Annotated in this window: 16 protein-coding genes and 1 pseudogene; 14 read left to right on the plus strand and 3 right to left on the minus strand. The window is 68.3% G+C overall.

The genetic code is table 11. The features are described 5' to 3' along the window. The first annotated feature begins 89 nt into the window (after positions 1–89). The 6 genes and pseudogenes from IAI54_RS03550 to IAI54_RS03575 all read left to right on the plus strand — a co-directional run bounded on the left by IAI54_RS03550 (position 90) and on the right by IAI54_RS03575 (position 5,747). Complete coding sequence (locus IAI54_RS03550) at positions 90–1,109, plus strand: DUF4424 domain-containing protein (protein WP_187971049.1); 1,020 nt, start codon at positions 90–92, stop codon at positions 1,107–1,109. 2 nt (positions 1,110–1,111) lie between these two features. Beyond that, entirely contained in the window at positions 1,112–1,645 is a 534-nt protein-coding gene (locus IAI54_RS03555) for a dihydrofolate reductase (protein WP_187971050.1), read from the plus strand. Positions 1,646–1,808: 163 nt separating this feature from the next. Next, a pseudogene (gene hflK / locus IAI54_RS03560) lies at positions 1,809–2,914 on the plus strand (FtsH protease activity modulator HflK). Further along, positions 2,914–3,924 carry a protease modulator HflC gene (hflC, locus tag IAI54_RS03565; protein WP_187971051.1) on the plus strand — a complete coding sequence of 337 codons (1,011 nt, stop codon included), beginning with the start codon at positions 2,914–2,916 and terminating at the stop codon, positions 3,922–3,924. The pseudogene hflK and the gene hflC overlap by 1 nt, the downstream one beginning before the upstream one ends. Before the next feature lies 1 nt (position 3,925). Continuing rightward, entirely contained in the window at positions 3,926–4,111 is a 186-nt protein-coding gene (locus IAI54_RS03570; RefSeq protein ID WP_187971052.1) for a DUF2065 domain-containing protein, read from the plus strand. A 157-nt stretch (positions 4,112–4,268) separates the two neighbouring features. Continuing rightward, positions 4,269–5,747, plus strand: coding sequence for a DegQ family serine endoprotease (locus IAI54_RS03575; RefSeq protein WP_187971053.1), 1,479 nt, complete (start codon positions 4,269–4,271; stop codon positions 5,745–5,747). Between the two features lie 51 nt (positions 5,748–5,798). On the opposite strand, the gene IAI54_RS03580 is transcribed toward IAI54_RS03575, so the two are convergent. Together IAI54_RS03580 and serB are read right to left on the minus strand one after the other, a co-directional pair. Next, positions 5,799–6,356 (minus strand): GNAT family N-acetyltransferase, encoded by a 558-nt coding sequence (locus tag IAI54_RS03580; protein ID WP_187971054.1) that lies wholly within the window; start codon positions 6,354–6,356, stop codon positions 5,799–5,801. Next, positions 6,353–7,240 carry a phosphoserine phosphatase SerB gene (gene serB / locus IAI54_RS03585; protein WP_187971055.1) on the minus strand — a complete coding sequence of 296 codons (888 nt, stop codon included), beginning with the start codon at positions 7,238–7,240 and terminating at the stop codon, positions 6,353–6,355. The genes IAI54_RS03580 and serB overlap by 4 nt, the downstream gene beginning before the upstream one ends. Here serB and miaA point away from each other — a divergent pair. Continuing rightward, a complete protein-coding gene (gene miaA, locus IAI54_RS03590) occupies positions 7,218–8,195 on the plus strand; it encodes a tRNA (adenosine(37)-N6)-dimethylallyltransferase MiaA (RefSeq protein ID WP_187971056.1) in 978 nt (325 codons plus the stop codon). The genes serB and miaA overlap by 23 nt on opposite strands. 95 nt (positions 8,196–8,290) lie before the next feature. Continuing rightward, positions 8,291–9,067, plus strand: a complete 777-nt coding sequence (locus tag IAI54_RS03595; protein WP_187971057.1) for a GGDEF domain-containing protein — start codon at positions 8,291–8,293, stop codon at positions 9,065–9,067. Positions 9,068–9,130: 63 nt separating this feature from the next. On the opposite strand, the gene IAI54_RS03600 is transcribed toward IAI54_RS03595, so the two are convergent. After that, a complete protein-coding gene (locus IAI54_RS03600; RefSeq protein WP_187971058.1) occupies positions 9,131–11,017 on the minus strand; it encodes an ATP-binding protein in 1,887 nt (628 codons plus the stop codon). Between the two features lie 351 nt (positions 11,018–11,368). On the opposite strand from IAI54_RS03600, the gene IAI54_RS03605 reads away from it, so the two are divergent. The 6 genes from IAI54_RS03605 to IAI54_RS03630 all read left to right on the plus strand — a co-directional run bounded on the left by IAI54_RS03605 (position 11,369) and on the right by IAI54_RS03630 (position 16,620). After that, on the plus strand, positions 11,369–13,156 hold the full coding sequence (locus tag IAI54_RS03605; protein WP_235679236.1) for an acetolactate synthase 3 large subunit: 1,788 nt from the start codon (positions 11,369–11,371) through the stop codon (positions 13,154–13,156). Positions 13,157–13,214: 58 nt separating this feature from the next. Further along, positions 13,215–13,499, plus strand: a complete 285-nt coding sequence (locus IAI54_RS03610; protein ID WP_187971059.1) for an AbrB/MazE/SpoVT family DNA-binding domain-containing protein — start codon at positions 13,215–13,217, stop codon at positions 13,497–13,499. Then, entirely contained in the window at positions 13,483–13,878 is a 396-nt protein-coding gene (locus IAI54_RS03615) for a type II toxin-antitoxin system VapC family toxin (RefSeq protein ID WP_187971060.1), read from the plus strand. Before IAI54_RS03610 ends, IAI54_RS03615 begins: the two co-directional genes overlap by 17 nt. 31 nt (positions 13,879–13,909) lie before the next feature. Next, positions 13,910–14,482: an acetolactate synthase small subunit gene (ilvN, locus tag IAI54_RS03620; protein WP_187971061.1), complete on the plus strand. Its 573-nt coding sequence runs from the start codon at positions 13,910–13,912 to the stop codon at positions 14,480–14,482. Positions 14,483–14,886: 404 nt separating this feature from the next. Beyond that, positions 14,887–15,438: a fasciclin domain-containing protein gene (locus tag IAI54_RS03625; RefSeq protein WP_187971062.1), complete on the plus strand. Its 552-nt coding sequence runs from the start codon at positions 14,887–14,889 to the stop codon at positions 15,436–15,438. 255 nt (positions 15,439–15,693) lie between these two features. Continuing rightward, a complete protein-coding gene (locus tag IAI54_RS03630) occupies positions 15,694–16,620 on the plus strand; it encodes a hypothetical protein (protein ID WP_187971063.1) in 927 nt (308 codons plus the stop codon). Positions 16,621–16,925: the final 305 nt, after the last annotated feature.

The following is a 16,925-nucleotide window of genomic DNA, read 5'->3' on the forward strand; positions in this document are numbered from 1 at the left end:
GCGGCGTTTCGGGCTATGGAGGAGCCCGTCTGCACCCGCCGGATTCCTGCCATGAGGCACCGGCGATGCGCCGACTGCCGAGGGACCCCATGAAGCGCGCCGCCGTCACTTTCCTCCTCGTTCTCGCGGCGACCGCCGCACGGGCCAACGACTCGACCGCCGAACTCGGGGCCGGCGGCCTCGTCCTGTCGCGCAGCGACGTCGTCGAGATGGCCCGCGAGGATCTCTTCCTGTCGCGCGAGGCGGTGCGGGTCGACTACGTCTTCCGCAACCGCTCCGATGCGGACGTCTCCTCCATCGTCGCCTTTCCGATGCCCGACATCGAGGCCAATCCCTATCTGAACGTATCGATTCCCTTCGACGCTGGAGACGACTTCCTCGGCTTCTCGGTCTCCGTCGACGGCAGGGTCGTGGCGCCTGCGCTGGAGCAGCGCGCCTTCGCCGTCGGCATCGACGTGACGCAGGACCTCGTCGCGCGCGGCATCCCGCTGTTTCCTTACGGCGGAGCGGCGGAGGCGGCGCTGGCCCAGCTGCCGCAGGACGTCGTCGACGGCTGGCTGACGCGCGGCATCGTCGTCATCGAGGAATATGACGACGGGTCGGGCATGAAGCGCGTGGTGAGTCCGTTCTGGCGGCTCGCCACGACCTACTGGTGGCGGATGACGTTTCCCGCCGGACGGGACGTGGCCGTCTCGCACCGATACACGCCGAGCGTGGGCTCCTCCGCCGGGCTCACCTTCTTCGGCGACGGGCGTATCGGCGGCGGAAACCATGCGGACTACCAGGCCCGCTACTGCATGGACGCGGGCTTCGAGAAGGCGGTTCTGAAGGCGGCGAAGGCCTCGCCGGACGGCTATCCGCGCCTGTTCGAGACGCGGTTGTCCTACATCCTGAGGACCGGTGGCAACTGGGCCTCCGGAACGATCGGCGATTTCCGCCTGACGGTCGACAAGGGCGACCCGAAGAACCTCGTCTCCTTCTGCGGGCAGGGCGTGACGAAGACGGGGCCGTCCACCTTCGAGATGCGGGCGACCGACTACTACCCCGAAAAGAACCTGGAGATCCTGATCCTGGAACCCGTCGACCCGCAACCTTCCTCGGGAGGCTGAGCATGACCGCGATCGCGATCCACGTGGCCGTGGCCGAGAACGGCGTCATCGGCCGCGAGGGCGACATGCCGTGGCGGCTGTCCGCCGACCTGAAGCGCTTCAAGGCGCAGACCATGGGCAAGCCGGTCATCATGGGCCGCAAGACCTTCGAGAGCATCGGCCGGCCCTTGCCAGGGCGGCTGAACGTGGTCGTGACGCGCAATGCCGCCTGGCGTGCCGAGGGGGTGGAGGTGGTCGGCTCACTCGACGACGCGCTCACGCTGGCGCGCATCCGCGGCCGCTGCCTTCCCGCAGGCGACGAGATCTGCATCATCGGCGGCGGCGAGATTTACGGGCAGGCGATGGGCAGTGCCGACCGGCTGCACGTCACCCATGTCCTCGCTGCGGTCGATGGCGACACGCGTTTCCCTGCAATCGATCCCGCGGTCTGGCGTGCGGTTTCCGAGGAGCAGCATCCGGCCGGGCCGCGCGACAGCCACCCGACCCGCCACGTCCTCTACGAACGCGCGGGAACGCCCGCCAACGCGCATCGTTAGGAGGGGTTTTGCCGGCTCTCGGCGTTTTTCCGCGACAAGGCATCGCAATTCGCCGCATTCACGCCCCGTGTCGCGTTGAAAGGGTGGGGTCGCATCCCTATAACACGCCCATCGGTTTCGCCCCTCGCAGGTCGGGCGGCACCCACCAAACGAGAGGACATTCATGCCCTGGAGCAATCAGAGCGGTGGCGGCGGCCCTTGGGGGGCGGCGGCGGCAACGGCGGAGGCGGCGGACCCTGGGGGCAGGGGCCGCGCGGTCCGAGCGGCCCGAAGGGGACGCCTCCCGATCTGGAGGACATCATCCGCCGCGGCCAGGACCGTCTGAAGCATGCCCTGCCGGGCGGCGGCGGCTTCTCGCCCGCCATCGTCGGCCTGGTGGCCGTCGGCCTGGTGGCGCTGTGGGCCTTCCAGTCCGTGTATACCGTTCAGCCAGATGAGCTGGCCGTCGAACTCCGCTTCGGCAAGCCGAAGGAAGAGCTCTCGCAGCCGGGCCTGCATTTCCACTGGTGGCCGATCGAGACCGTCGAGAAGGCCAACACCGCCGAGAAGCTGGTCAACATCGGCGAAGTGCGCGGCGGCGGTTCGTCCGGCCTCATGCTTTCGGGCGACCAGAACATCGTCGACGTGAAGTTCTCCGTCGCCTACCAGGTCGCCGATCCGGCCGCCTATCTCTTCAACGTCGCGAGCCCCGACGACACCGTGCGCCAGATCGCCGAGAGCGCCGTGCGCGAGGTGGTCGGCCGGCGCCCGGCGCAGGATATCTTCCGCGACGATCGTCAGGGCATCGCCGACGAGGTGCGCCAGATCATCCAGGGATCGCTCGAGGAATACCGCACCGGCATCGTCGTCAATGCGATCTCGATCGAGGACGCCGCGCCGCCGCGCGAAGTGGCGGACGCCTTCGACGAGGTGCAGCGCGCCGAGCAGGACGAGGACCGCTTCGTCGAGGAATCGAACCAGTACTCCAACCAGCAGCTCGGCCGCGCGCGTGGCGAGGCCGCCCAGATCCGCGAGGAGGCCGCAGCTTACAGGACCCGCGTCGTTCAGGAGGCCGAGGGTGAGGCGCAGCGCTTCGTCTCCGTCTACGAGGAATACGCCAAGGCGCCGGACGTGACTCGCCGCCGCCTTTTCCTCGAGACGATGGAGGGGGTCCTGAAGGGATCCAACAAGGTCATCATCGAGCAGGGCGCGGGCGGAACCGGCGTCGTGCCGTACCTGCCGCTACCCGAACTCGAGCGCCGTGCGCCCGCCACGGGAGGGACCAACTGATGTCGAACCGGCTTCCCATCATCGCCGCGATCGTCGCGGTCATCGCCATCATCGCCTACTCCTCCTTCTTCGTCGTCAACGAACGCCAGCAGGCGATCGTGCTGCGCTTCGGCGAGATCGTCGACGTCAAGTCGGAGCCGGGCATCTACTTCAAGCTGCCCTTCGGCTTCGTCGAGGCGGACAACGTCCAGATGATCGAGGATCGCATCATGCGCTTCGATCTCGACGACATCCGCGTCCAGGTCTCGGGCGGCAAGTTCTACGAGGTCGACGCCTTCGTCCTCTACCGGATCGACAATCCGCGCGTCTTCCGGCAGACCGTTTCGGGCTCGGTGACGCTCGCCGAACAGCGCCTGCGCACCCGCCTCGACGCGGCCCTGCGCCGCGTTTACGGTCTGCGCGGCTTCGAATCGGCGCTGTCGGAGGAACGCACCTCGATGATGCTCGAGGTCCGCGACCAGCTCCGGCCCGATGCCACCTCGCTCGGCCTCGCGATCCAGGACGTCCGCATCCGCCGCACCGATCTGACGCAGGAGGTCTCGCAGCAGACCTACGACCGCATGTCGGCCGAACGTCTCGCCGAGGCAGAGCGTCTGCGGGCCCGCGGCCGCGAGGCGGCTGCGCGTATCCGCGCGCGGGCCGACCGCGAGGTCGTCGAGATCATCGCCGAGGCGCGCCGTGAATCGGAGATCCTCCGAGGCGAGGGCGAGGCCCAGCGCAACGCCATCTTCGCCGACGCTTTCCAGCGCGACCCGGACTTCTTCGACTTCTACCGCTCGATGGCAGCCTATTCGGAGGCATTGCAGGGAAGCGGCACGTCGATGGTTCTGTCGCCCGACTCCGAGTTCTTCCGCTATTTCGGCAATGATGCCGGGCGGCGGTCGAACACCGGGGCGACGGGGGCAGCGGCGGCAGGCGGCAGCGGCAGCCCTCTGCCGGCGGCGCCGGCGGTCGAGCCGGCCGTTCCGGCGGTCGAGCCCGCAGCCCCCGCAGCCCCCGCAGCCAACTGACATGCGCGACCTCATCGATGCCCTCGGTCTCGTCCTCGTGATCGAGGGCCTCATCTATGGCGGCTTTCCCTCGCTTGCCCGCCGGCTCGCCTCCAACGTGCTCGACATGTCCGACGACACCTTGCGCTATGGCGGCATCGCCGCCGTGGCGGTCGGCGTCGGCATCGTCTGGCTCGTCCGGGGATAACGCAGGTTTTATCCGGTTTGCGCTATCCTCGACCGCAAACTGGCCCTAATTCTTGCCGACGACGGAGCGGACGCGACACCGGTCGCGTCGGCGTCTTGCAGCGGCGACGGGTCCGCGTCGGCGCACCCGCGTCCAGGCCAATCGGGAGAAGGTGACGATGATGCTCAAGCGGTTCCTGCCGGCGGTGCGCGGACTTGCCTTTGCGGCCGCGGCAGCCTCCCTGCTGGCGCAGACGGCCGGTCCGGCCATGGCGCAGCAAGCAGGACCGGCCTCCGTCGCCGACCTCGCGGAGGGGCTTCTGGAAGCGGTGGTCAACATCTCGACCTCGCAGAACCGCGGCAGCGCCGGCGAAGAGGCGGTGCCGATGCCGCAACTGCCGGAGGGCTCGCCCTTCCAGGATTTCTTCGACGAATTCTTCAAGGATCGCGGCGGCGACGCCATGCCGCGCCGCGTGCAGTCGCTCGGGTCCGGTTTCGTGATCGACGCCGAGCAGGGCATCATCATCACCAACAACCACGTCATCGCCGATGCCGACGAGATCGAGGCGAACTTCTCCGACGGCTCCAAGCTGAAGGCCGAACTCGTCGGACGCGACACCAAGACCGACATCGCGGTGCTGAAGGTCGACCCGACGAAGAAGAAGCTGAAGGCGGTCCCGTTCGGCAATTCCGGCGCCATCCGCATCGGCGACTGGGTGATGGCCATCGGCAATCCGTTCGGCCTCGGCGGCACGGTGACCGTCGGCATCGTCTCGGCGCGCAATCGCGACATCAATTCCGGCCCCTATGACGACTTCATCCAGACCGATGCCGCCATCAATCGCGGCAATTCCGGCGGCCCGCTGTTCAACATGAACGGCGAGGTGATCGGCATCAACACCGCCATCATCTCGCCCTCCGGCGGCTCCATCGGCATCGGCTTCTCCATCCCCTCCGATCTTGCCGTCGGCGTGATCGCCCAACTGCGCGAATTCGGCGAGACCCGCCGCGGCTGGCTGGGCGTTCGCATCCAGCCCGTCACCGACGACATCGCCGAGAGCCTCGGCATGGCCACGGCCGAAGGCGCGCTGGTCGCCGGCGTCATCAAGGGCGGACCGGTCGACAACGGCATCATCCAGGCCGGCGACGTCATCATCCGTTTCGACGGCAGGCCGGTGAGGGAGATGCGTGACCTGCCGCGGATCGTCGCCGACAGCCCGGTCGGCAAGGAAGTCGACGTCGTCATCGTCCGCAAGGGCGAGGAACAGGTGGTCAAGGTCACGCTCGGCCGTCTCGAGGATGGCGAGCAGATGGCGGAGAACGAGGCGGGAGACGCCGAGGAGGGCGAGGCCGTGGCCACCGCAGCGGTGCTCGGCATGACAGTCGGTGCCATCGACGACGCCGCACGCGAACGCTTCGGCATCGTGCCCGACGTGTCCGGCGTGGTGATCACCGAGGTCGCGCCGAATTCGGCCGCCGCGGACAAGGGCATAACCGCCGGCGAGGTGATCACCGAGATCGCCCAGGAATCGGTGTCCTCGCCGCAGCAGGTGGTCGACCGGATCGCCGCGCTGAAGGAGCAGGGCCGCCGCAACGCGCTGCTGATGCTGTCGTCCAAGACCGGCGAACTGCGCTTCGTGACGCTCAGGATGGATTGATCAGGCCGCCGTGGTGGCGGCGCCGGCGTCAGCCGGTGCAGGTCCTGGCGTTCAGGCCTGCATGTCCTCCCACACGTCGCGGCACATTCCGTAGAGGACGTGCGGATTGAGGCTCGGTGCTGCCACACGCGGATGATCGAAGTCGCCGTCCTCGATGCGGCTCATGCCGATGCGCTTCATCACGGCGATCGAGCGCACGTTGGTCCAGACCGCGAAGGACAGCACCTCGTCGAGGCCAAGCGTGCGGAAGGCGAAAGTGAGCCAGGCGCGGGCAGCCTCCGTCGCGTAGCCCTTTCCCCAGAACTCCGGCGCCAGGCGCCAGCCGATCTCGACCGCGTCGTCCGGCAGGATGCCGGGGAGGGCGGCCGTGTTCAGCCCGACGAAGCCGATCGTCTCTCCGGTCGCGGCTATTTCGGCGGCACAGAAGCCATAGCCGCGCGTGGCGATGTCGCACTTCATGCGGTCCATCATGGCGTCCGAGCCGGCGCGGGTGCGGCGGAAGCCGAAGAACTCCATCACCGAATCATCCGAATTGATGCGGTGGAAGAGGGCGCGGTCGCGATCTTCCCAGTTCCGCAGGATGAGGCGCTCGGTCAGGAGGGGGGTCATGAGGCGAAATCGGCCGAGGAGTATCCCTGGAGGTAGAGGAGGGCGGTGAGGTCGCCGTGGTCGATGCGGTATCGGGCCTGCGCCGCCACTGCCGGCTTGGCGTGCAGCGCCACGCCCATGCCGGCGAGGCCGATCATGGCGAGATCGTTCGCACCGTCTCCCACCGCAACCGCGTCCTCGGTCGTGACGCCGAGGCGAGCGGCGATCGCCGTCAGCGCCTCCGCCTTCGCCTCGCGCCCGAGCACGGGATCGGCGACGGCGCCGGCCAGGACGCCGTCCTTCGTGAGGAGCGTGTTCGACTGGTGCTCGTCGAAGCCGAGCCGCTCGGCCACCGGGCCCGTGAACAGCGTGAAGCCGCCGGAAACCAGCGCCGTCCATGCGCCGTGCCGGCGCATCGTCGCGACGAGCTGCCGCCCGCCGGACGCCAGCGTGATCCGCTCGGCGATCACCTTGTCGATCACCGAGAGCGGCAGTCCCTCGAGCAGGGCCACGCGCTCGCGCAGCGCCGGCTCGAAGGCGATCTCTCCGTTCATGGCCCGCCGCGTGATGGCCGAGACGTGGTCCTTGAGACCGACTTCCGCCGCGAGTTCGTCGATGCACTCCTGGTCGATCATGGTGGAATCCATGTCGGCGATCAGGATTCTCTTGCGGCGTCCCCGCGCCGGCTGCACGGCCATGTCCAGCGGCAGGCCAGCCAGGGCCTCGCGAAGCCGCGCCTCGGCCCCGGCCGCGTCCGTATCTTCCGGCAGGTCGATGTCGCAGGCGATGCCGTCGGCCAGGAAGCGCGGCGCCCTTGCGCCGATGGCACGGGACGCGCTATCGGCGACCTCCCGCGTCAGCGATGCGGCGGCGGGGCTGGAGATGAGCGTGGCGACCAGCGACATCGAGACGGTTTCTCCGAGAGACGGCATCGTGCCGTTGAGGAATGCAACCCTGATAGCCGGGCCGACCGCGAGCGGCAAGTCGTTGCTGGCCCTCGAGATTGCACGTTTGACGGGTGCGCAGATCGTCAACGCCGATTCCATGCAGGTCTACGGTGTGCTCCGCGTGCTGACGGCACGGCCGTCCGCCGCGGAGGAAGCCGGGCAGCCGCACCATCTCTACGGTCACGTGCCTCCCTCGGTCGCCCACTCTGCCGGCCAGTGGCTGCGCGAGGTGACCGACCTCGTCGCCGGCGCCGCAGCCGGCGGCGGGCGTTTCGTCTTTGTCGGCGGCACCGGGCTTTACTTCCGCGCGCTCACCGGCGGCCTGTCCGAGGTGCCGCCTGTGCCGCCTGCGATTCGGGAAGGGTGGCGCACGCGGCTCGCGTCCGAGGGCGCCGCGGCTCTCCACGCGCTGCTCTCGGCCCGCGACGCCGAGGCCGCCGCGCGCATCGGCCATGCCGACGGCCAGCGGATCATCCGCGCCCTCGAGGTCCTGGAGGCGACCGGCCGGCCGATCGGTCACTGGCAGGCGATGCGGGGACCGTCGCTGATCGACCCCGCGACCGCGCGCTGCCTCGTCATCGCGCCGGACCGGGCGCTCCTGCGCGCGCGCATCGACGCCCGCTTCGACGCGATGGTGGAGGCTGGCGCGCTCGAGGAGGTGCGGGCGCTGCTGGCACTCGGGCTCGATCCGGCGCTGCCCGCCATGAAGGCGATCGGCGTTCCGGAACTGGCCGGCCACCTTCTGGGATCGACGACGCTGGAGGCGGCCCTCGAGCGGGCGAAGGCCGCCACCCGCCAATATGCCAAGCGGCAGGAGACCTGGTTCCGCCACCAGCTCGGACCCGAATGGCATCGAATCACGGATCTGCAGGGCGAGGTGTCCGCGGCGAGGGTATTCTCCGCTACGACCTAAGTCTTCTTCGTCGCCTTCACGCTCAGGTTGCGACCGTTAACGCCGCCGTAAGTGCCGCCGTGCAATTCTGCGCCGGTCATCGCGGTACGGGTTACATGCGCCTCCATCGATCGGAAACGGCCTTCTTCGTCTTCATGGCGCTGATCCTCGTCACGTGCGTCCTGTTGCTGTTCGCTTTCCGCGCGCTGAGCGCCCCCCACTTCGACGATGCCCCCGCCCACGAACTCGCCGGGCGTCTGCTGTTCGGCGGAGCGGTCCTCAATGCCGCCGCCATCGTCTTCGGCCTGTTCTTCATCTTTCCGCTGATCCGCACCCAGGTGCGCGAGGAAGGAAAGCTGCGGGCCATGACGGAAACGCTGAGCGCCCGCTCGGTGACGCTGGAACACGCCGCGCTGACCGACGGACTGACCAGCATGCACAATCGCCGCTACTTCGACGACGCCCTGCGGGAGTATCTCGCCGAATTCCAGCGCATCGGCAAACCGGTCGGGCTGATGATCCTCGACCTCGACAACTTCAAGGCCGTCAACGACACGCATGGGCACGACGTCGGCGACGAGGTTCTGCGCCAGGTGGCGAACTGCCTGCGCGAGTTCACGCGCTACCACGACGTCGCGGCGCGTCTCGGCGGCGAGGAGTTCGCCGTGGTGGCCCCCAATCTCGACGAGGACATGCTGGGCAAGCTCGCCGAGCGCATCCGCACGGCCATCTCGCAGCTGACCGTCACGACCGGCAACGTCACGCTGCGCGTCACCACGAGCGTCGGACTGGCGGTGTGGGACAGGAGCGAGAGCGCGGACGAGTTCTTCCGCCGCGCGGATCGCAAACTCTACCAGGCGAAGCGTCTCGGCCGGAACCGCGTCTGCGCCTGAGCCGTCCTCCGGATTCACCCTGAGCGAGGGGTGGGCGAACTGCCCGTTCGCGAGCGGGCCGGTCTACTCTCCGGATCGGAAGGGCGCGTCGCCGAAGCGCCGCAGCCGCCGCGGTTCGGCGGCGGACGGCATGCCGAAGCCGGAGCCACCGCCATGCGCGGGTGCATGGGCGATGCCGGTCCCGGAGTCCGGCGTCGCGCCCGTGGCTTCGGCCACCGACCGCCTGAGCAGCGGGCTGCCCTCGCCGAAGAAGGACTGGTCCTCCTCCGGTTCCGCCGCAGGCTGCCGCTCGATGCGCCGCATCCGGTCGATGATGGCCTGCAGGTCCACCTCCTCGGGAGAGACCACGCTGCCCAGCGAACTGTCGACATGGGCGCCGGGGATCTTGTCGGCCGACAGTTCCTCGAACTTCAGCCGCATCGGGGTCGCCACCGCTTCGCCGAAGGCGATCGCCTCGCGCTGCCCCATGGAGGAGAGGAAGGCGAGCGTCGAGGCCGAGGAATCGGCGATGGCGGTGCGGATGATCTCCTGGTCGCGGTCGTTGGCGAGCCGCATGGCGAAGACGCTGGAGCATTGCGACAGGATCGTCGGATCGAGCTCGCCGGGGCGCTGCGTGACGACGCCGAGGTAGCAGCCGTACTTGCGGCCCTCCTTGGCGATGCGGGCGAGCGCGTGGCGCGTCGGGGCGAAGCCGAGCCGCGGATCGGACGGCATGTAGCGGTGCGCCTCCTCGCAGACGACGAGCAGCTTCAGCTTGCCCTGGCTGCTCTGGGCGAGGTCGAAGGCGAGCCGCGCCAGCACCGAGCAGACCGAGTTGACCACCTCCGACGGCATGCCGGCGAGCTGGAAGCACATGATCGGCCGCCCCTCGTGCGGCACGCGGAAGATCCGGCCGATCGACTGGTGGATGGTGTCCTCCACCATGTGGGTGCCGAACATGAAGCGGTACGAGGCGTCGTGGACGATGCTCTCGATCCGGCTCTTCAGCGATTTCAGCGCCGGCCGCTCGTGCTTGCCGTCGAGGGAGCCCATGCGTTCGTCGATCTGGCGCAGAACGTCCGACATCCGGTAGGGAAGCGGCGTGTCTGCGGTGATGGAGCCCATGTCGGCCGCGCGGCGCAGCCGCAGCTGTCCGCCGGGATTGCGGTAGGAGACCTTGGCGATCGGGATGAGGTCGCGCAGGATGTCGACCTCCTCCATCACGTTGTCGCGCCCGCGGAACAGCACCTCGACCAGTTCCTCGAGCCTGAACAGCCAGAATGGCAGGTCGAGCGTCTGCTGGTCGATGCGCGCGGCCTGGTCCTTGAAGGCGGCCGCGAACTCGTTGTGCGGGTCGAGGATCAGGATGCGCAGGTCCGGCCGCTCCTCGATCGCCTTGTGCAGCAGCAGCGACACCGCGGTGGACTTGCCGACGCCGGTGGTGCCGACGATGGCGAAGTGCCGGTTGAGCATGGAATCGACGCTGATGCGCGCGGCGATGTTGGAATTCTGCGACAGGCTGCCGATGACAACGGACTGGCGTCCGGCGAGTTGGTAGACGGCTTCGAGGTCGCGGGCGCGGATCTGGTGCGCGATGGCACCGATGTTGGGATAGACGGTGATGCCGCGGTCGAAGACCGGCCGCCTGGTGCCTTCCTCGTCGCGCACTTCGCCGATCAGTTCGAGATGCACCTTGATCGGGTTGGGCTCGTCCTCGAGCCAGACCCCAGAGGGCATCTCGATCGAGCACACCATGCCGACGAGGCGCGTCTGGCCGGTCGAGACCGAGATCAGCTTGCCGATGTTCCAGAGATTGGTCGGCGCGCCCTCCGCGGCGTCCGCATAGGAGGCGATGACGGCCATCGCGCCGTCGCACTGGATGACGCGGCCGAGCATCCGAGCATCGGGCTGGCGAGGATCCCGGCGTTCCTGCGCCGTCGCTTCCCCGCGCGGTGCTTCTGCGGCATACATGATGGCGCGTCCCTGTCCTGCTTCTTCTTGTCGTTTGGGAGACAGGATGGCATTGCCGGGTTAAGGGCGGGTTCGGGGCATTGGTTCACGTGCCGTTAATGGAGACGGGGCGCAGCGTTCTGAGCGTCCGATTTGCGGTTGACAGCGCCTGAGGTAGCGCCTTAGTGTCCGCGCCCATGACGAACCGGATCATTCTCGTAGTAGGCGCGCGCATGGGCAAGGCGGTGTAACCGCCGGGCGAGATCCCCCCATGCGCGACGAACAGGCTCCCTCGGGGGCCTTTTTTATTGGCCGAAACAGGACTAGACGAACCTCCAGCGCCGCAGCGGCGCACAATACGGGACGAGATCGATGAACAAGGCACATGTTGAAACCGGGCGGCGCGAGATGACCGGCGCCGAGATGGTCGTGCAGGCGCTGATCGACAACGGCGTCGAGCACATCTTCGGCTATCCCGGCGGGGCGGTGCTGCCGATCTACGACGAACTCTTCCAGCAGGAGACCGTCCAGCACATCCTGGTCCGCCACGAGCAGGGCGCCGGCCACGCGGCCGAGGGCTATGCCCGCTCCACCGGCAAGGCGGGCGTCATGCTCGTCACGTCCGGTCCGGGCGCCACCAATGCGGTGACGCCGCTGCAGGACGCGCTGATGGATTCGATCCCGCTCGTCTGCATCACCGGCCAGGTGCCCACCTCGCTGATCGGCTCCGACGCCTTCCAGGAATGCGACACGGTCGGCATCACCCGGCCCTGCACCAAGCACAACTGGCTGGTCAAGGACGTCAACGATCTCGCAGGCATCCTGCACGAGGCCTTCCAGGTCGCGACCACCGGCCGCCCGGGACCCGTCGTCGTCGACATCCCCAAGGACGTCCAGTTCGCGAAGGGGATGTATACGCCGCCGCAGACCGCGCCGCGCTCCTCCTATCGCCCGAAGCTCCAGGGCGACCTGGAGCAGATCCGCGCCGCGGTCGAACTGATGGCGTCGGCGAAGCGGCCGATCATCTATTCGGGCGGCGGCGTCATCAATTCGGGTCCGGAGGCCAGCCACCTGCTGCGCGAACTGGTCGAGCTGACCGGCTTCCCGATCACCTCGACGCTGATGGGCCTCGGCGCCTATCCGGCCAGCGGCCCGCGCTGGCTCGGCATGCTCGGCATGCACGGCACCTACGAGGCGAACATGGCCATGCACGACTGCGACGTGATGGTGTGCATCGGCGCGCGCTTCGACGACCGGATCACCGGACGGCTGAATGCTTTCTCTCCCAACTCGCGCAAGATCCACATCGACATCGACCCGTCGTCCATCAACAAGAACGTTCGCACCGAGGTGCCGATCATCGGCGACGTCGGTCGCGTTCTGGAGGACATGGTGCGGCTGTGGCGTGCCGGCGCGAAGGCCGACAAGGCTGCGCTGCGGCCCTGGTGGGAGCAGATCGAACGCTGGCGCGCCCGCGACTCGCTGGCCTACCGGCCGAACGACGAGATCATCATGCCGCAATACGCCATCCAGCGGCTCTACGCGCTCACCAAGGACCGCGACACCTACATCACCACCGAAGTCGGTCAGCACCAGATGTGGGCGGCCCAGCACTACGGCTTCGAGAAGCCGAACCGCTGGATGACGTCGGGCGGTCTCGGCACCATGGGCTACGGCTTGCCGGCCGCGCTCGGCGTCCAGATCGCCCATCCGGATGCGCTGGTCATCGACATCGCCGGCGACGCCTCCGTGCAGATGACGATCCAGGAGATGAGTGCGGCGGTGCAGTACGAGGCGCCGATCAAGATCTTCATCCTGAACAACCAGTACATGGGCATGGTGCGCCAGTGGCAGCAGCTCTTGCACGGCAACCGGCTGTCGCATTCCTACACCGAGGCGATGCCGGACTTCGTCAAGCTGGCGGAAGCCTATGGCGGTCACGGCATCCGCTGCGAGAAGCCGGGCGACCTCGACGGCGCGATCCAGGAGATGATCGACGTCAGGAAACCGGTGATCTTCGACTGCCGTGTGGCCAACCTCGCCAACTGCTTCCCGATGATCCCGTCCGGCAAGGCGCACAACGAGATGCTGCTCCCCGACGAGGCCACCGACGAGGCCGTTGCCAACGCCATCGACGCCAGGGGGCGGATGCTGGTGTGATTTGAAGGAAGACGCGGTAAGGCGTATAAGTCTTACCGCGTCTTACCTGGAGGTGGCGATGAACGCGCGGGCACGCATGTCGAGCAAGGGGCAGATCGTCGTACCGAAATCGGTGCGCGACGAGCTGGGCCTGACCGAAGGAACCGAGGTCGAGTTCGTGCGTCAGGGGCGAGGGGTCTTCGTCCAGCCGGTGCGCGCGTTCGATCCGAGGTTTCCGCCTCTGCCGCCCGGTGAATTCCTCAAACATGTCGTCAAGGCAGACCGGCCGTTTCCGACGGACGGGGAAATCGAGGACGCGATGCTGGCCGAGGCGGCAAGGCGGTTCGATGCCGATCGCGGTTGACACGAACGTCCTGGCCAGGGCGCTGGTCGACGACGGGTCGGAGCAGTCAGCGCGCGCACGGACATTGCTCGCGGAAGAAGACGTCTTCATCGGCGATACGGTCCTTCTCGAAACCGAATGGCTGTTGCGAAGTGTCATGAAGGTCGGGCGCGTCGACCTGGACCGCCTCTTCTCCGTGCTGGTCGCCACCACGAACGTCTCGTTCGCCGACCGGCGGCGGATCGCCAACTGCATCATCGCCCAGCGGATGGGTCTCGATTTCGCCGACGCGCTGCATCTCTTCTCGGCGGACGGGAACGACGCCTTCGCTACCTTCGATCAGGACCTGCAGCACAAGTCCAAAACACTCTCCAACGGCATACCCGTGGTGCCGGCTTAGCAAGAACCAGAACCCTCACTCGGAAGCACCCATGAACGCCCAGCTCCAGCCCACCGGCTCCGCCTATTTCATCGAACGGGAAACCGCCAAGCCCGAGGCGCACACGCTCTCGGTGCTGGTCGACAACGAACCGGGCGTGCTCGCCCGCGTCATCGGCCTGTTCTCGGGCCGCGGCTACAACATCGACAGCCTGACGGTCTCGGAGACCGAGCACGAGAGGCACCTGTCGCGCATCACCATCGTCACCCGCGGAACGCCGCAGGTGCTGGAGCAGATCAGGCACCAGCTCGAGCGCATCGTGCCGGTGCACCGGGTGGTGGATCTGACGGTGGTGGCGCGCGAGCGCGGCCACGACAGGCCGCTGGAGCGCGAGCTGGCGCTGGTCAAGGTGACGGGCACGGGGGACCAGCGGGTCGAGGCGCTGCGGCTGGCAGACGCCTTCCGCGCCAGCGTCATCGACGCCAACACCGAACACTTCATCTTCGAGATCACCGGGCGCGTCTCCAAGATCGAGCAGTTCATCGCCATCATGAAGCCGCTCGGCCTGATCGAGGTCTGCCGTACCGGCGTCGCCGCGCTGAACCGCGGACCGGAAGGCATGTAGGCACCGGCCGCTCCCGCTGCCCGACGTCTGCACCGATCCGCTCGGGCGCTCCCGCGAGGCGATCGCCGCCTCGGTGGGACTTCGGCGCCCGGCGCGTCATCCCGGGCACGACGTCGCGCCGCGGTCTCTCGCCGCGCTCCGATGCGTCTCGGCCCACGGCGGTCGGCATTCGCGTGTCTGCTGGCGAAGGAGGAGGGCGTCCGCAGCCCGGGCGTCGCCCGTTCTCCGATGGTGCTTCGTGCCTGTGCCGGTCGGTCGATGGGGAACGCGCGGTCGGCCGGATCGCTGCCTTGCGGCGCATCTGCCTGATTTTTTGGCGTGCGACTGAAACTCCTCTGCCGGTTTCGTCGTGGCTTCGTCGTAGCCCTCGAAGAACGGGGGTCCAATCAGGGAGACCAAAGCCCATGCGCATTCTGACAGCCACCATCCTCGCCGGCACCGTCGCGCTCTCCGCGTCCGCCTTCGCCAAGGACAATCCGATGGTCGGCGGCGCGGCCATGTATGCCGACAAGACCATCGTCGAGAACGCCGTCAACTCGGCGGATCACACCACGCTGGTGGCGGCCGTGCAGGCAGCCGGCCTGGTGGAGACGCTGTCAGGTCCCGGACCCTTCACCGTCTTCGCACCCACGAACGACGCGTTCGCCGCGCTGCCGGCCGGCACCGTCGAGACGCTGCTGAAGCCGGAGAACAAGGAGCAGCTGACCAAGATCCTCACCTGCCACGTGGTGGCGGCCGAAGCCATGTCCGAGGCCATCGGCAAGATGATCGCCGACGACAACGGCACCCACCCCGTCGACACCGTCGGCGGCTGCGTCCTGCAAGCCAAGATGGACGGCGACAAGATCACGCTGACGGACGAGACCGGCGGCGTCGCCAGCGTCACGATCGCCGACGTCGATCAGTCGAACGGCGTCATCCACGTCATCGACAAGGTGCTGCTGCCCGCCTCCTGAACGCGTGCCCGCCAGAGCCGCATCGTCGCGGCTGCATGAGCCTGGCGGGTGCCGGCGTCCCGCGCCCTGGGGCGCGGGACGCACTTTCCCGACGGTCGCCCGAGTGCCTGCCGCATGATGGCACGCTATCGCCAGCGGGCCGCAGCCGGGCGCCTCGTCTCGGTCGCGATGCTCGCGACGTGACCGGCGCCGGGCCTCCATGCCGCCATCATCGTCCGCTTGGGATGTCCGATCGCAGCGCAGCGGAGGCCGGTCATGCTCGAACGCCTGCTGCCGAGCCGGATCGTCGTCATGATGATCCTGGCCGGCGGCCTCTATCTCGGTCCCTTCCTGGCGGGGCTGTCGCGGCAGCCGCCCTGGACGATCGGGGCTTTCGCGGCGATCATGCTTCTCTGGAGCGTTCTCTATCGCAGCTCGTCCTGGCCGAGGCGTCCGGGCGACCTGGCGAAGCCTGAGGTCGTTGCCGCGCTGGTCGTCTCCGTCGTCGTCACCGCGGTGCTTGCGTCCGTGTTCCACCTCGCCGGGCTCGGCCTGTCCCACATTGCCGGCGCCTTGCCACTGCCCCTGCCTGTCGCCCTCTCCATCCCGATCCTCTGTATGGCCGCGGCGGTGATCGTGCAGTCTCCCCGCAAGGCGGCGCAGATGGACGCCTTCCTCGACGACGCGCTGCGCCAGCTGAAGGGTTTTCCCGCCGATCCGTCGCCTGCCGGACCGGATGCCGCCACCCTGGCCGTGGTGCGGGCGATCGGGGAACTGCCGCCGGATGCTCCGGTCTGCGACGTCGAAGCGATCGTCGGCGAGGCGGCCATCGATGCTGCGGCGATGATTGCCGCCATCGACGCAATGGGCGTGCCCCCGCCGCGACCGGCCCTCGCGGCGGCCGTCCTCATCGTCACCGATCCGTCGGGCGGCTCCGCCCTTGCGGGGCGGAGCGAAGCCGGCTGGATCTTCGATGCGCTGCGCGGGGATGGCGAACTCGAGACCCTGTTCGCCGAGCGCGCGGTGGCGCTTCTGGCCGTGTCCCCGCACCTCTGGCGCGAGATGCCCTACGCCTACGACGTCGCCGAGGCGGCAGCCCGCAGCCCCGATCCGCAAGCCGCCCGCGCGCTCGACGACCTGTGCCGCCACCTCGACGCCCTCTCTCGGGCCGACGACGACGCCGGCCGAACCGACGCGGTGTGACGTCGGGGAGGCTGCCGGGCTATGCTCCCCGCGCCGGTGACAGGAGGTCGTCGAGCAGTTCGGATCCCGGCGCCACGCCCGAAGCGAAGAGCCTGTCGCGGGCTCGCGTCGCGGCGACGTAGAGGAGCTGCCGCTCGGTCGCGATGACCTCGTCCAGCTCGAAGGCATCGGCAGGGGGCAGCGAGCGCGAAGAAGGTCTCCTCGATGGCCTTGCCGACGTCGGCGAGCCTGTCCTCCGGCACGCCGACGGACAGGAGCTGGCCCGTGTCGAGGCCAGCGAAGATCGACGGGAGAGGGGCCGGCGC

Source organism: Aquibium microcysteis (genome assembly GCF_014495845.1).
Lineage (GTDB): Bacteria > Pseudomonadota > Alphaproteobacteria > Rhizobiales > Rhizobiaceae > Aquibium > Aquibium microcysteis.

Coding starts and splice junctions, on each gene's coding strand:
- IAI54_RS03550 (WP_187971049.1), top strand. CDS start 90: ATGAAGCGCGCCGCCGTCACTTTCCTCCTCGTTCTCGCGGCGACCGCC.
- IAI54_RS03555 (WP_187971050.1), top strand. CDS start 1,112: ATGACCGCGATCGCGATCCACGTGGCCGTGGCCGAGAACGGCGTCATC.
- hflC (WP_187971051.1), top strand. CDS start 2,914: ATGTCGAACCGGCTTCCCATCATCGCCGCGATCGTCGCGGTCATCGCC.
- IAI54_RS03570 (WP_187971052.1), top strand. CDS start 3,926: ATGCGCGACCTCATCGATGCCCTCGGTCTCGTCCTCGTGATCGAGGGC.
- IAI54_RS03575 (WP_187971053.1), top strand. CDS start 4,269: ATGATGCTCAAGCGGTTCCTGCCGGCGGTGCGCGGACTTGCCTTTGCG.
- IAI54_RS03580 (WP_187971054.1), bottom strand. CDS start 6,356: ATGACCCCCCTCCTGACCGAGCGCCTCATCCTGCGGAACTGGGAAGAT.
- miaA (WP_187971056.1), top strand. CDS start 7,218: ATGAGCGTGGCGACCAGCGACATCGAGACGGTTTCTCCGAGAGACGGC.
- serB (WP_187971055.1), bottom strand. CDS start 7,240: ATGTCGCTGGTCGCCACGCTCATCTCCAGCCCCGCCGCCGCATCGCTG.
- IAI54_RS03595 (WP_187971057.1), top strand. CDS start 8,291: ATGCGCCTCCATCGATCGGAAACGGCCTTCTTCGTCTTCATGGCGCTG.
- IAI54_RS03600 (WP_187971058.1), bottom strand. CDS start 11,017: ATGTATGCCGCAGAAGCACCGCGCGGGGAAGCGACGGCGCAGGAACGC.
- IAI54_RS03605 (WP_235679236.1), top strand. CDS start 11,369: ATGAACAAGGCACATGTTGAAACCGGGCGGCGCGAGATGACCGGCGCC.
- IAI54_RS03610 (WP_187971059.1), top strand. CDS start 13,215: ATGAACGCGCGGGCACGCATGTCGAGCAAGGGGCAGATCGTCGTACCG.
- IAI54_RS03615 (WP_187971060.1), top strand. CDS start 13,483: ATGCCGATCGCGGTTGACACGAACGTCCTGGCCAGGGCGCTGGTCGAC.
- ilvN (WP_187971061.1), top strand. CDS start 13,910: ATGAACGCCCAGCTCCAGCCCACCGGCTCCGCCTATTTCATCGAACGG.
- IAI54_RS03625 (WP_187971062.1), top strand. CDS start 14,887: ATGCGCATTCTGACAGCCACCATCCTCGCCGGCACCGTCGCGCTCTCC.
- IAI54_RS03630 (WP_187971063.1), top strand. CDS start 15,694: ATGCTCGAACGCCTGCTGCCGAGCCGGATCGTCGTCATGATGATCCTG.